This is a genomic window from Duganella sp. AC917, assembly GCF_979258245.1.
In genome coordinates this window covers 3,971,532-3,985,656 of record NZ_OZ409848.1, presented here as the reverse complement: position 1 = coordinate 3,985,656, position 14,125 = coordinate 3,971,532, and the positions used below count along the sequence as shown (strand labels likewise).

Annotated in this window: 10 protein-coding genes; 8 read left to right on the top strand and 2 right to left on the bottom strand. The window is 62.7% G+C overall.

Features of this window, described 5'->3' with window-relative positions:
* The first annotated feature begins 10 nt into the window (after nucleotides 1-10).
* The 7 genes from ACZ0BA_RS17215 to ACZ0BA_RS17185 are packed head-to-tail and all read left to right on the top strand — an operon-like array spanning nucleotide 11 to nucleotide 9,866.
* On the top strand, nucleotides 11-1,513 hold the full coding sequence (locus tag ACZ0BA_RS17215; protein ID WP_463452438.1) for a CoA-acylating methylmalonate-semialdehyde dehydrogenase: 1,503 nt from the start codon (nucleotides 11-13) through the stop codon (nucleotides 1,511-1,513).
* Between the two features lie 59 nt (nucleotides 1,514-1,572).
* Entirely contained in the window at nucleotides 1,573-2,970 is a 1,398-nt protein-coding gene (locus tag ACZ0BA_RS17210) for an NAD(P)-dependent oxidoreductase (RefSeq protein WP_463452437.1), read from the top strand.
* Entirely contained in the window at nucleotides 2,970-4,262 is a 1,293-nt protein-coding gene (preA, locus tag ACZ0BA_RS17205) for an NAD-dependent dihydropyrimidine dehydrogenase subunit PreA (RefSeq protein ID WP_463452436.1), read from the top strand. Before ACZ0BA_RS17210 ends, preA begins: the two co-directional genes overlap by 1 nt.
* Nucleotides 4,263-4,320: 58 nt before the next feature.
* Nucleotides 4,321-5,805: an NCS1 family nucleobase:cation symporter-1 gene (locus tag ACZ0BA_RS17200; RefSeq protein WP_463452435.1), complete on the top strand. Its 1,485-nt coding sequence runs from the start codon at nucleotides 4,321-4,323 to the stop codon at nucleotides 5,803-5,805.
* Between the two features lie 25 nt (nucleotides 5,806-5,830).
* Nucleotides 5,831-7,225 carry a dihydropyrimidinase gene (gene hydA, locus ACZ0BA_RS17195; protein WP_463452434.1) on the top strand — a complete coding sequence of 465 codons (1,395 nt, stop codon included), beginning with the start codon at nucleotides 5,831-5,833 and terminating at the stop codon, nucleotides 7,223-7,225.
* A 17-nt stretch (nucleotides 7,226-7,242) separates the two neighbouring features.
* Complete coding sequence (locus ACZ0BA_RS17190) at nucleotides 7,243-8,478, top strand: Zn-dependent hydrolase (RefSeq protein ID WP_463452433.1); 1,236 nt, start codon at nucleotides 7,243-7,245, stop codon at nucleotides 8,476-8,478.
* Nucleotides 8,475-9,866, top strand: a complete 1,392-nt coding sequence (locus ACZ0BA_RS17185) for a tetratricopeptide repeat protein (RefSeq protein ID WP_463452432.1) — start codon at nucleotides 8,475-8,477, stop codon at nucleotides 9,864-9,866. The genes ACZ0BA_RS17190 and ACZ0BA_RS17185 overlap by 4 nt, the downstream gene beginning before the upstream one ends.
* 102 nt (nucleotides 9,867-9,968) lie before the next feature.
* Here ACZ0BA_RS17185 and ACZ0BA_RS17180 read toward each other — a convergent pair whose 3' ends face one another.
* Nucleotides 9,969-11,735 (bottom strand): allantoate amidohydrolase, encoded by a 1,767-nt coding sequence (locus ACZ0BA_RS17180; RefSeq protein ID WP_463452431.1) that lies wholly within the window; start codon nucleotides 11,733-11,735, stop codon nucleotides 9,969-9,971.
* A gap of 103 nt (nucleotides 11,736-11,838) precedes the next feature.
* Entirely contained in the window at nucleotides 11,839-12,777 is a 939-nt protein-coding gene (locus ACZ0BA_RS17175; RefSeq protein WP_463452430.1) for a LysR substrate-binding domain-containing protein, read from the bottom strand.
* 128 nt (nucleotides 12,778-12,905) lie between these two features.
* On the opposite strand from ACZ0BA_RS17175, the gene ACZ0BA_RS17170 reads away from it, so the two are divergent.
* Nucleotides 12,906-14,123, top strand: coding sequence for a urate hydroxylase PuuD (locus ACZ0BA_RS17170; protein ID WP_463452429.1), 1,218 nt, complete (start codon nucleotides 12,906-12,908; stop codon nucleotides 14,121-14,123).
* Nucleotides 14,124-14,125: the final 2 nt, after the last annotated feature.

Here is a 14,125-nt window from a genome sequence, read left to right as displayed (position 1 = left end):
GAAGAACACCATGAGTAACCTGGACACCATCACCCACTTCATCAACGGCGCCAAAGTCGACACCCAGAGCGGACGCTATGCGGACGTTTTCAATCCGGCGCTGGGCGAACCGGTGGCACGCGTTGCGCTTGGCACCGTCGAGGAAGTCGACGTCGCGGTGCGCGCGGCGGAAGCGGCATTTCCCGCCTGGTCGGCGACGCCCCCGCTGACACGCGCGCGCGTGCTGTTCAAGTATCTGCAGCTGTGCCAGCAGCACGTCGACGAATTCGCCGCGATGCTGACGCGTGAACACGGCAAGACCTTCGCCGACGCGCAGGGCGAGGTCGCGCGCGGTATCGAGATGGTGGAATTCGCGGTTGGCATTCCGCAGATGCTGAAGGGCGAATTCACCGATCAGATCTCGCGCGGTATCGATGCCTGGTCGATGCGCCAGGCGCTGGGCGTGGTGGCCGGCATCACGCCGTTTAACTTCCCGGTGATGGTGCCGATGTGGATGTTCCCGGTCGCTATCGCGTGCGGCAACACTTTTATCCTCAAGCCGTCCGAACGCGATCCGTCGCCGTCGCTGCTGCATGCCAAGCTGCTGAAGGACGCCGGCCTGCCGGACGGTGTGTTCAACGTCGTGCAGGGCGATAAAACCACCGTCGACGCGCTGCTCGATCATCCGGTGGTGCAGGCGTTGAGCTTTGTCGGCTCCACGCCGATCGCTGAATACATCTATGCGCGCGGCTGCGCGGCGGGCAAACGCGTGCAGGCTTTGGGCGGCGCCAAGAACCACATGGTGGTCATGCCGGACGCGGACATCGACATGACCGTCGATGCATTGATGGGCGCCGCATACGGTTCCGCCGGCGAGCGCTGCATGGCCATTTCGGTGGTTGTCGCCGTCGGCGACGCGGGCGATAAAATCGTCGATGCACTGGCAAAGCGCACCGCTGCACTGAAAGTGCGCGACGGTATGGAACATGATGCGGAAATGGGGCCTGTCGTTTCAAGCGCCGCCAAGCAGCGCATAGAGCGCTTGATCGGCGAAGGCGTGGAGCAGGGCGCGAAACTGGTGGTCGATGGCCGCAATCACGTCGTGCCGGGACGGGAGAATGGCTTCTTCGTCGGCGGTACATTGTTCGACCACGTCACGCCCGATATGACGATCTACAAGGAAGAGATTTTCGGGCCTGTGCTGTGCATGGTCCGCTTGCCTGATGTCGGCAGCGCGGTGGAGCTGATCAACCGCAATGAATACGGCAACGGCGTAGCGATCTACACGCGTGACGGCGGTGTGGCGCGCGAGTTCGTGCGCCAGATCCAGGTCGGCATGGTGGGGGTGAACGTGCCGCTGCCGGTGCCGATGGCGTTCAATAGTTTCGGCGGCTGGAAGCGCAGCCTGTTCGGCGATCACCACGCTTATGGTCCCGAAGGCGTGCGTTTCTACACGCGCCACAAAGCGGTAATGCAGCGCTGGCCGAACACCGCCAGCGCTGGCGCGGAATTTGCATTCCCTCAGATGAAGTAGCCGGACGAATTCGTCGTCTGAGTTGTCTGAAACTACCGAGCCATTTGCCAGGAAAATGAATGATGATCGAATCCCTGAAATACCTGCCGCATCCGAAGCAAGCCAATGCGGCGCTGGCGGAAAACTTTACCGATCTCGCGCCGGCGCTCAACGCGCGCAAGGCCGCGATTGAGAGTTCGCGTTGCCTGTACTGCTACGATGCGCCGTGCACGCGCATCTGCCCATCGGACATCGACGTCGCCAGCTTCATTCGCAATATCCACGACGGAAACGTCAACGGCGCGGCGGTCGGTATCCTGAAGCAGAATATTTTGGGCGGTAGTTGCGCGCGTGTTTGCCCGACCGAGATACTGTGCGAGGATGCCTGCGTACGCAATCACGACGCCGAAGGGCAGCCGGTGAAAATCGGCCTGCTGCAGCGCTACGCCATCGACAACATGTCGCTCGACGAACATCCATTCAAACGCTTCCCGTCCACCGGCAAAAAGATCGCCGTGGTTGGCGCTGGACCAGCAGGTCTGTCGTGCGCGCACCGCCTGGCGATGCTGGGCAACGACGTGGTGATCTTCGAAGCGCGCGAGAAGTCCGGCGGCCTCAATGAATACGGCATCGCCAAGTACAAGCTGACCGATAACTTCGCGCAGAAGGAGATCGACTTCCTGCTGGCGATCGGCGGCATCGAGATCCGCCACGGTCAGACCTTGGGCGGCAACGTGCAGCTGAAGGACCTTCACGCCCAATATGACGCGGTGTTCCTTGGCCTGGGTCTTGGCGCCAGCAAGCAGCTTGGCTTGACCGGCGAGGAAGCCCCCGGTCTGCTGGCCGCTGTCGACTACATCGCCGCGCTGCGGCAGGCGGATGATTTGAGCCAGCTGCCTTTGCCGTCGCGCGCGATCGTCATCGGCGCCGGTAATACCGCGATCGACATGGCGGTGCAGATCCAGCGCCTCGGCGCGGAGGAGGTCACGCTGGTGTATCGGCGCGGCTTCGAGGGCATGAGCGCCACTGACCACGAGCAGCACATCGCCAAGGAAAACCAGGTACGCATGCGCACCTGGGCGCAACCGCAGCAAGTGTTGTTGGACGAGGCGGGCCGTGTGCGGGGAATGCGCTTCGAGAAGACCGCCATGATCGACGGCCGCTTCGGCGGCACCGGCGAGACTTTCGAGATCGCGGCCGACGCCATCTTCAAGGCCATCGGCCAGAGCATGGATGAAACAAGCATTCAAGATCCGCTGGCGAAAACGCTGAAACGCGCGGGCGACAAGATTCATGTCGACGATCAGTTCCGCACCGTTCTGCCGGGGATCTATGCCGGCGGCGACTGCGTGGCGCCGGGCCAGGACCTGACCGTGCAGGCGGTCCAGCATGGCAAGCTGGCGGCGCATGCCATTCATGAGGACCTGAAGTCAATGACCGCGTCGATAACCGAAACATCGAAAGTGGAGGCTGCATAATGGCTGACCTGAGCATAGAATTCTGCGGCATCAAGTCGATCAACCCGTTCTGGCTGGCCTCCGCGCCACCGACCGACAAAGCCTACAACGTGGTGCGCGCCTTCGAGGCCGGATGGGGTGGCGTGGTGTGGAAGACGCTTGGTGAAGACCCGGCCGCCGTCAACGTCTCGTCGCGCTACTCGGCGCATTACGGAAGGAACCGCGAAGTCCTCGGCTTCAATAACATTGAACTGATCACCGACCGCTCGCTGGACATCAACCTGCGCGAGATCACACAGGTGAAAAAAGATTGGCCCGACCGCGTGATCATCGTCTCGCTGATGCTGCCGTGCGAGGAGAAATTGTGGGCGGATATCCTGCCGCTGGTGGAGGCCACCGGCGCCGACGGCATCGAACTCAATTTCGGTTGTCCGCACGGGATGCCGGAGCGCGGCATGGGCGCGGCGGTCGGCCAGGTGCCCGAGTACGTGGAGATGGTCACCCGTTGGTGCAAGACGCACAGCAAGCTGCCGGTAATCGTCAAGCTCACGCCGAACATTACCGACGTGCGTGCGCCGGCTCGCGCCGCCAAGGCAGGCGGTGCGGACGCCGTCTCCCTGATCAACACCATCAATTCGATCACGCACCTCGATCTGGACCAGATGGTGGCGTTTCCGATCGTCGGCGGCGCCAGCACGCATGGCGGCTACTGCGGCTCGGCGGTCAAACCGATTGCGCTGAACATGGTTGCGGAGATCGCGCGCGATCCCGCCACCAAAGGCTTGCCGATTTCCGGTATCGGCGGCATCGGCAACTGGCGCGACGCGGCCGAGTTCATGGCGCTCGGCTCCGGCTGTGTACAGGTCTGCACGGCGGCCATGCTGCATGGCTTCCGCATCGTCGAGGAGATGAAAGACGGCTTGTCGCGCTGGATGGACGAGAAGGGCTACACGAGTATCAGTCAATTCGTCGGCAAGGCGGTTGCCAACACCACTGACTGGAAGTACCTGAACATGAACTATCAGGTCATCGCCCATATCAACCAGGACGACTGCATCAAGTGCGGCCGCTGTTATGTGGCGTGCGAAGATACGTCGCACCAGTCGATTGCGCAACTGATCGACGCCGCCGGCGTGCGCACCTATGAGGTGATCAAGGAGGAATGCGTCGGTTGTAACCTGTGCGAGATCACCTGCCCGGTGCAGGGCTGCATCACGATGGTGCCGCAGGAGACGGGCAAGCCTTACATGAACTGGACGCAGGACCCGCGCAACCCGCGCGCGGAAAATGTGAAGGTGCCGGAGACTGCATAGGAACGGATCTTGCAATGGAAGATGGACGATTGTTTGATCAACCCTTGGAGAACGCCTCGTGAGTAAAGAACTCTCTGGCAGCACGCAACTCTGGAACGAAGACCTGGCGCCGACCACCGAAGCGCAGCGCACCTGGCGCTGGTATCACTTCGCGGCGCTATGGGTCGGCATGGTGATGTGCATTCCCGCGTACACGCTGTCGGCGAGTTTGATTGAAGGCGGCATGTCCGGTTACCAGGCGGTGCTGACTGTGTTCATCGCCAACGCCATCGTGCTGCTGCCGATGCTGTTGATCGGCCACGCCGGCACCAAGTACGGCATCCCTTACGCGGTGCTGGCGCGGGCCTCGTTCGGTACTTCGGGTGCGCGGCTGCCGGCGCTGATGCGCGCTATCGTCGCCTGCGGCTGGTACGGCATCCAGACCTGGTTCGGCGGCTCGATGATCTACACGCTGCTCGGCGTGATGATGGGCGGCGAAATCGGCGGCGCCAAACTCGGTTTCCTCGGCATCAACGGCGCGCAGCTGCTTTGCTTCCTGGCTTTCTGGGCCATCCAGTTCTGGTACATCGTGCACGGCATGGACGCGATCCGCAAACTGGAGACCTACACCGCGCCGCTGAAGATCGCCATCTGCTTCGTGCTGCTGGCGTGGGTGCATAACAAGGCGGGCGGCTTCGGCGACCTGCTGTCGGCGCCGTCGCAGTTTGTCGAGGGCGGCAAGAAGGCCGGCCAGTTCTGGTCCGTGTTCTGGCCATCGCTGACGGCGATGGTCGGCTTCTGGGCCACGCTGGCGCTGAATATCCCCGACTTCACCCGCTTCGCCAAATCGCAGCGCGACCAGGTCATCGGCCAGTCGGTCGGCCTGCCGGTGCCGATGGGATTACTCGCGGCGATGGCGGTGATCGTCACCTCGGCCACCGTGGTCTTGTACGGGAAGGCGATCTGGGATCCGGTCGATCTGGCCAGCCGTATGACCGGCGTGGCGGTGCTGGTGGCGCTGCTGATCCTGTTGATCGACACCGTCTCCGTCAATCTGGCCGCCAATCTGGTTGGCCCGGCGTACGACTTCTCGTCGTTGGCGCCGAGGCAGATTTCGTACAAGACCGGCGGTTACATTACCGCCGGTATCGCCATCGTCATGATGCCGTGGAAGATACTCGAATCGACCCAGGGCTATATCTTCACGTGGTTGATCGGATATTCAGCGCTGCTCGGTCCCATCGCCGGCATCCTGATTATCGACTATTACATGGTGCGCAAGACCGAACTCAATGTCGCCGAGCTGTATCGGGAGGATGGCGCTTATTCATATGGCAACGGCTGGAACGTGGCTGCGCTGGTGGCTTTCGTGGTGGGCGTGGCGCCGAACATTCCGGGCTTCCTCAACGCCGCCTTCCCGGCCTCGTTCCCGGATGTGGGTGAAGGTTTCAAAACGATTTATACCTACGCATGGTTCGTCGGAATCGTGATCTCCGCAATCGTGTATGGGGTTATGATGAAGGGGAAGACGGTGCCCGCCGTGAGGACGCCCGCCCACCCCTAAGATTCACAGGATTCAGGAGATGTAAATGACTACTATCATCCGCGGCGGTACCGTCGTCAACGCCGACCGCGCTTTTCGTGCCGATGTGCTCTGCTATGGCGACAAGATCGTCGCCGTCGGCGAAAACCTCGATGCGCCGGCGTCCGCGCGCGTGATCGACGCCGCCGGGCAGTACGTCATGCCCGGCGGGATAGATCCCCACACCCATATGAACCTGCCCTTCATGGGCACCGTCACCCAGGATGACTTTTATACCGGTACCGCCGCCGGTCTGGCCGGCGGCACCACCACCATCATCGACTTCGTGATTCCCGCGCCGGGGCAGAACCTGATCGAGGCCTATCATCAATGGCGCGGCTGGGCGCAGAAAGCCGCCGGCGATTACACCTTTCACGTGGCGATCACGTGGTGGGACGAGACCGTGCACCGCGATATGGAAATTCTGGTCCGTGACCATGGCGTCAACAGCTTCAAACACTTTATGGCGTACAAAAACGCCATCATGGCCGACGACGAAACGCTGGTGAAGAGTTTCCGGCGCTCGCTGGAGCTGGGCGCCATTCCGACCGTGCACGCGGAGAACGGCGAGCTGGTTTATCAGTTGCAGCAGGATTTGCTGAAGAAGGGCCTGACCGGTCCGAGTTCACATCCGCTGTCGCGCCCTCCGGCGGTCGAGGCGGAGGCAGCCAACCGGGCCATCGCCATCGCCAACGTCCTCAATACGCCGGTCTATATCGTCCACGTGTCCTGCGCCGAGTCGCTTGACGCCATCACCCGCGCACGGGCCAGCGGCCAGCGGGTGTACGGCGAGGCGCTGGCAGGCCACCTGCTCATCGACGAAAGCGTCTACCAAAGCGACGATCTGGAATACGCCGCCGCCCACGTGATGAGTCCTCCGTTCCGGAGCAAGCATCACCAGGCCGCGTTGTGGCATGGTCTGCAAAGCGGAAACCTGCACACCACCGCGACGGACCATTGCACTTTCTGCGCGGAGCAGAAGGCGGCCGGCAAGGACGACTTCACCAAGATTCCGAACGGCTGCGGTGGCGTCGAGGACCGCATGTCGGTGATCTGGGACGCGGGTGTCAACAGCGGCACGTTGACGCCTTCGGAGTTCGTCAAGGTCACGTCGACCAACGCCGCGCAGATTTTCAATATATATCCGCGCAAGGGGTTGATCGCGGTTGGATCCGACGCCGATATCGTCGTCTGGGACCCGGAAGGCACCCGCACGATTTCGTCGCTGACCCAGTTCGCCAAGGGCGGCTTTAACGTCTTCGAGGGCCGCACTGTGCGTGGCATCCCCAGCACCACGCTGGCCGCCGGTAATGTCGTGTTCCATCGCGGCGTGCTGATGGCAGTGGAGGGCGCCGGCCGCCACATCGATCGTCCCGCGTTTAAAGCCACATCGGCGCGTTAATCAACAGGAGCAGGGTTATGAGTGAAATGCGCATCAATGGCGACCGCCTGTGGGCGGCGCTGATGGAACTGGCCCAAATCGGCGCCACGCCCAAAGGTGGCGTCAAGCGTCTGGCGTTGACGGACCTGGACAAGCAGGGCCGCGATCTGGTGGTGGGCTGGGCGAAGGACGCCGGCATGTCGATCACGATCGACCAGATCGGCAATGTCTTCATGCGCCGCGACGGCACCAACAATGCGCTGCCGCCGATTATGACCGGCAGCCATATCGACACCCAGCCCACCGGCGGGAAGTTCGACGGTAACTACGGCGTGCTGGCCGGCCTGGAGGTGGTGCGCACCCTGAACGATTTGAAGATCAAGACCGAGGCGCCGATCGAAGTCGCCTTCTGGACCAACGAGGAGGGCTCGCGCTTCGTGCCGGTGATGATGGGTTCCGGCGTGTTCTGCGGCGCCTTCAGCCTCGAGACGGCGTATGCCGCCAAGGATACCGAGGGCAAGACGGTTGGCGAGGAACTGGCGCGCATCGGCTACAAAGGCGATCAGGTGCCGGGCGAGCATCCGATCGGCGCCTACTTCGAAACCCATATCGAGCAAGGGCCGGTGCTGGAGGATGCCGACAAGGTGATCGGCGTGGTGCCGGCGGTGATGGGCCTTTCGTGGTACGACTGCGTGGTCAGTGGTATGGAGGCGCACGCCGGTCCGACCCCGATGGGATTGCGCAAGGACGCGCTGCAGGTCTCGACACGCATCATGCAGGAAGTGGTGGCCATCGCCAACCGCTACCCGCCGTATGGTCGCGGCACGGTCGGCATGGTGCAGGTGTTCCCGAACAGCCGCAACGTGATACCCGGCGAAGTCAAATTCAGCATAGACCTGCGCAACGTGAACGACGAGCTGCTTAACACCATGCACGAGGAGATGCTGGCCTTTATCGACAAGACCCGCGCCGACAGCGGCTTGGGGATTTCGATCGAGCGGGTGTCCTACTACCCGCCATGCCCGTTCCATCCGGACTGCGTGGACGCAGTGCGCAACGCCACCGCCAAGCTGGGATATTCGACGATGGACGTGGTTTCCGGCGCCGGCCACGATGCGATTTATGCGGCGCGTCTGGCGCCGTCGGGCATGATCTTCGTGCCCTGCAAGGACGGCATTAGCCACAACGAGATCGAGGACGCCAAGTCCGAACATCTGGAAGCAGGTTGCAATGTGCTGCTGCACGCCATGCTGGAGCGCGCGCGGGTAGTGTGAAAGAGTACAAAGACCCACAGCAAGCCTACCTCGATGGCAACCGGCGCATGGCCGTCGGCGACGCACTCGGCGCCGAAGAATGCTTCTGGCAGGCGATCGCGCTGCAGCCGGAGCACGCGGGTGCGCGCGCCAATCTGGGCTACCTGAAAGAACTGCGCGGCGACCTGCTGGAGGCGGAGTTCCACTACCTGCACGCGATCGCGCTGCTGCCAGATAACGCCCAGCTCTATCAAAATCTCGGCGTACTGTTGCAGAAGTCCAGGCGCTTCGACGAGTCGGAGGCAGCCGCACGGATGGCGCTCGATATTGCGCCCGAGTCGCCGTCGGCGTGGAGCCAATTGGGCGTGCTGCTCGCGTGCGTGAAGCGCGAGCAGGAGGCCGAGGCGTGCTACCGGCGTGCGCTGGAGCTGGACGAGGACTATCCGAAGGCGCAATTCAATCTCGCGTACATCCTGCTGCGGCAAGGCCGTTTTGCCGAAGGCTGGCCGTTGCTCGAGTCGCGCTGGCACTTCGACAGCCTTGCGCAGCCGTTCAATTGTCCTCCGTGGGAGGGCGAAACGCTGTCAGGCAAATCGGTGGTGATCGTGTCCGAGGCGGGGCAGGGCGACATGATCCATTTCAGCCGCTACGCCGCGAAGCTGAAGGCAGCGGGCGCGCCGCGCGTCGCGGTGGCATGTCCGCCATCGCTGCGCCGGCTGATGGCCGGATTGGAAGGTGTCGATGAAGTCTACGTGCAGCACGCCGCGGTGCCGGGCAGCGGTTGGGATTTCTGGACGCACCCGATGCGTTTGCCGGCGATGTTCGGCACCGACTTGTCCAACATCCCAGCCGCGCCGTATATCACTCCTGATCCGGAGTCGGTGCGTTATTGGGCGGGGATGCTGCCTCAGACTGGGTTGCGGGTTGGCCTGGCGTGGAAAGGCAATCCGCATTTCGAGAACGATGCGGACCGTTCGCTGCCTTCCCTGCACACGCTGTCGCCGTTGGCCGATATCGATCATGGCGCGCGCCTGCATTTCGTCAGTCTGCAAAAAGGCGATAGCGAGAATGAGGCATCGACGCCGCCAGCTGGAATGACGCTGCAAGCGATCGCTCCACGTCTGCAGGACTTTGCCGATACGGCCTGCGTGATCGCCAATCTGGACTTGGTGATCAGTGTCGACACGGCGGTGGCGCATCTGGCGGGCGCGCTGGGGAAGCCTTGCTGGCTGCTGCTGCCGGATCATCGCTGCGACTGGCGCTGGCTGACGGATCGCAGCGATACGCCGTGGTATCCATCGATGCGGTTGTTCCGCCAGCCGTCTGGAGGAGGATGGACCGAAGTGATCGCAGAAGTCACATCCGAACTGCGACGCAAGCTCCATTCTGAAAAATCAATGGCGGATTAGCGCGCGGCGCGTAATTGCGACGCATGCATGCGCTGCCGACGGCTCGGCGATGGCGGAGTACGGCGTTCCGCCTAATTCGCCCTACGTGGAACGGTGGATCGCTTATGCTTCGTAATGGCGCAGGAAATCCAGCAGCACCTGCGCCGCGATATCGGCATCGTCGGCCGTCATCGTCTCCAGTGGATTATGGCTGATGCCACCATTGCCGCATCGCGTGAACAACATCGCCACGTCCGTGACCGCAGCCATCGCCATCGCATCGTGTCCGGCCCCAGACAGCAAATCGAAGCGCGGCAAACCGGCGCGCTCTATCGCCGCCCCCAGCTGGTCCATCAAACGCGGCGCGCAGGGCGCTGCCGCAGCATCGACTATTTGCTGCAAGCTGAATTCCACCTGGCGCCGCGCGCAAATCTGCGCGATGCCATCCAATACATCCTTGACGGCCGCCTGCCGCACCGCGTCGTCTGCCGCGCGGATGTCCAGCGACAGCTTGCACGCGCCGGGTATCACGTTGACCGAGCCGCCAGGCACCTGCAACTGCCCGACAGTTCCCACGAGGGCCACGCCTTGTGCGCAACGCCGCTCCACCAGCAGCACGATCTCCGCCGCCGCCGTCGCCGCGTCCTTACGCATCGTCATCGGCGTGGTGCCGGCGTGGCTGGCCAATCCGGTCAATTCGACCAGATAGCGCGAGCTGCCGGCGATCGCCGTCACCACGCCCAGCGCCAGATCACGTTGCAACAACACCGGTCCTTGCTCGATATGCACTTCGACAAAGCCGAGCAGTTGCGCCGGATCGCGCGCGATCGCGGGAATGCGCGACACGTCATGGCCGGCGGCCAGCAGCGCGTCGCGCATGGCGATGCCGTCGGCGTCCGTCTGATCGAGCAGCGACAGGTCGAAGCGGCCCGTCACCGCGTTACTACCCAGGAAGGTGCTCTTGAATCTCACTCCTTCCTCCTCGGCGAAACCGACGATCTCGAAGTGATACGGCAGCTTCTCGCCGCGCTGATGCAGATGACGCACGATGGCGATGGGCAGCAGGATGCCTAGCCGGCCGTCATATTTTCCGCCATTGCGCACCGTGTCGTAGTGCGACCCGGTCATCAGCGTCTTCGCGTCGGGAACGTCCGAACGGTAGACGCCGACCACATTGCCGACGTTGTCGATGTGCGCTTCCATGCCGGCTTCGCCCATCCATTCCGCCAACTGCGCGGCGGTGCGGCGGTGCGCCGGCGTCATGTAGGCGCAAGTCAGGTCGAAATCCTCGTTGGCGCTGTTGTCGGTGTCGCTCCAGGCGCCGATGATCTCCGACCACTGCATGATGGCCGGGCCGAAGTCCAGGGTTATTCCCAGAAGGTCGTTCAGGCGGATCTCGGCGATGCGCTTGATCTGGCGCAGGCACTCGGCTATTTCGTCCGCGCGCTGGTTCTTCAGGCGGCGCGTAAAGGTGGCGATAATGTGGCGCCGGGTCAGTCCCTGTCCGTCCGGGCCTTTGACCGCCAGGATGAACGGGAAGCCGAATTTGGCGTTGTAGTCGGCGTTAAGCCGGTGCAGCGTGGCGAATTCCTCGGCGCTGCACAGGTGCAGCCCGGACTTGGCCTGCTCGCTGGTCGATTCGGCCGTCAACTGGCCGGCGACGGCCGCTTTGCCCGCCAGCTCCGGGTGCTCGCGGATCAAAGCCAGTTGCTCGTCCAGCGTGGCGGCGTTGACCACATCCTGCAACGCCAGCTTGAGCGCGGTGGCGTTGGCGTACGGCCGCCGCGCCGCCGCCCGCTGTGGTATCCAGGGCGAGTGCTCATAGATGCCGCGCAAGTGCTCGACGAAAGTGGCGGCGTCGCAGCTGTTTAAATCGGAGAGTGTGATCATGGCGTGGTATCCGGTATCGAACCCTCATCATAACCTCGCCGGCGCTCGCGCGATATACGCGGTATGCCGTAAGATGTATATCGTCAGGCTTAGCTCGTGCGGCTTACTTTTGCACCAGCGCCTTGGCGGCGGCCGCCACCTGCTCGCGCAGCCATTTGTGCTCCGGCGCCTGGTGCACGCGCTCATGCCACAGCTGGTAGAAGCGCATCGCGGGGAACTTGACCGGCACCGTGTAGGTTTTCAGCGACATCTGTTTTTCGTAGTAGCGGACGAACTGGCGGCCGGTGGTCAGCACCAGGTCCGTCTGGGTCAGCATGTAGGGGATCAGGCCGAAATAGGCCGATTCGACGACCACGTTGCGCTGCAGGTCCTGGCGCTCCAGATAGTCGTCGATGACGCCGTGGTAGCCGGGAAGGATCTGGGTCGGCGCGACGTGGGGCAGGGCCAGATAATCCGGCAGCGTCATGGCGTCGCTGGCGGTGCGCAGCGCGTACGGGCAGTCGGCGCGCATCACGCAGATGATCGGGTCCTCGAACAGCTTGGACATATGCAGGTGCTCGGGCGGCTCGTCCCAGTTGGCGATGACCAGGTCCATGTCGCCGTCGGACAGCAGGCGGACGTAGTCGACGCCGGGTCCTAGGCTGTGAATCTTGACGCGGCTGTTGGGCGAACCCCGTCGCAGCAGCGCGACCAGGTTGGGCAGGAATTGGCTGTCCAGGTAATCCGGCGCGGCGATGTGGAAGGTGCGCGCTTCCTCCTGCGGCACGAAGGGCGACTTTTTGAGGAACAGGTTCTCGGTCTCGTCGAGGATGCGCTTGGCCGGAATCAGCAGGCTCTCGCCGTGCTGGGTGGGCACCATGCCGCGCGCGCCGCGCACCAGCAGCGGATCGCCGGTCAGCTCGCGCAGCTTGCGAAGCGACGCGGAGATCGAGGGCTGCGGTTGATTGAGCTTGAGCGCGACGCGGGAGACATTTTTCTCCACCAGCAGCAGGTAGAGTATGCGGATCAGGTGGAGGTCCAGGTGTTGCGGCAGGGCGGCCATGAACTATACGCGCTTGAATAGGGGTTATACGGGAATGGATATGTTTAATATACTCTAATCTTCATGTGGCCGGTATCAAATCCGTTTATCTTCTGTAAATTAGCCACGTCTTCGACCGGAAAGAATCCATGGAATTATTCGCCTATCTGATCCCGTACGGCCTTGAGTGGCTGAACCTGATCGTCCGCTGGCTGCACGTCATCACCGGCATCGCCTGGATCGGCGCCTCGTTCTACTTCGTCTGGCTGGATAACTCGATCCGGCCGCCCGCGCCGGGGTCCGAGCTGGCGAAGAAGGGCGTCTCGGGCGAACTGTGGGCGGTGCACGGCGGCGGTTTCTATAACCCGCAAAAATATCTGGTCGCCCCGGCGGAGCTGCCCAAGGTGCTGCACTGGTTTAAATGGGAAGCCTATTCCACCTGGCTGTCCGGCATTGCGCTGCTGACCATCGCCTACTACTTCAACGCCCAGGCGATGATGATCGATAAATCCGTGGCCGACATCAGCAGCCTGCAGGCGATCGGCATCGGCGTCGGCACGCTGGTCATCGGCTGGACGGTGTACGATCTGCTGTGCCGCTCACCGCTGGGCAAGCATGACCTGTGGTTCGGCATCGTCGTGTTTGTGCTGATCGTCGCGGCGGCCTATGGCCTCACGCATGTGCTGAGCGGCCGCGCCGCCTACATCCACGTCGGCGCGCTGATCGGCACCATCATGGTCGGCAATGTGCTGATGCTGATTATCCCGGGGCAGCGCAAGATGGTGGAGGCCATGTCGGCCGGCCGCATGCCCGATCCTGTCCATGGGCAGAAGGCCAAGCAGCGCAGCGTCCACAATAACTACTTCACATTGCCGGTGCTGTTCATCATGATCAGTAACCATTACGCGATGACTTATCGTCACGATCACGCGTGGCTGGTGCTGGCGTTTATCATGGCGGCCGGCGTTTTCATTCGCCACTTCTTCAATCTGCGCCACAAGGGCCGCGTCGAGTGGCGATATCCGGCGATCGGCGTCGCGCTGCTGGCCGCCGTCGCCGCGGCGATCGCGCCGCCTCGCCCGGTGGCGGTGGCGCCGGCAGCCGATCCGGCCGCGCAATTCGCCAAAGTACAGGCCATCATCGCGCACCGCTGCGCAACCTGCCACGCTGAGCGGCCGACGCAGCCCGGCTTCGCGGCGGCGCCTTTGGGCGTTATGCTTGAGAACGAGGCCGAAATCCATCAAAATGCCGAGAAAATCTACAAGCAGACGGTCCAGCTGAAAGCCATGCCGTTGGCGAACCTGACGCAAATGACCGATGCCGAACGGGCGCAAATCGCCGCCTGGTACGAAGCCGGCGCAAAATAAAG

Bases quoted from the DNA above. Each gene is read 5' to 3' on its own strand.
- ACZ0BA_RS17215 (WP_463452438.1), top strand. From the start codon at position 11: ATGAGTAACCTGGACACCATCACCCACTTCATCAACGGCGCCAAAGTC.
- ACZ0BA_RS17210 (WP_463452437.1), top strand. From the start codon at position 1,573: ATGATGATCGAATCCCTGAAATACCTGCCGCATCCGAAGCAAGCCAAT.
- preA (WP_463452436.1), top strand. From the start codon at position 2,970: ATGGCTGACCTGAGCATAGAATTCTGCGGCATCAAGTCGATCAACCCG.
- hydA (WP_463452434.1), top strand. From the start codon at position 5,831: ATGACTACTATCATCCGCGGCGGTACCGTCGTCAACGCCGACCGCGCT.
- ACZ0BA_RS17190 (WP_463452433.1), top strand. From the start codon at position 7,243: ATGAGTGAAATGCGCATCAATGGCGACCGCCTGTGGGCGGCGCTGATG.
- ACZ0BA_RS17180 (WP_463452431.1), bottom strand. From the start codon at position 11,735: ATGATCACACTCTCCGATTTAAACAGCTGCGACGCCGCCACTTTCGTC.
- ACZ0BA_RS17175 (WP_463452430.1), bottom strand. From the start codon at position 12,777: ATGGCCGCCCTGCCGCAACACCTGGACCTCCACCTGATCCGCATACTC.
- ACZ0BA_RS17170 (WP_463452429.1), top strand. From the start codon at position 12,906: ATGGAATTATTCGCCTATCTGATCCCGTACGGCCTTGAGTGGCTGAAC.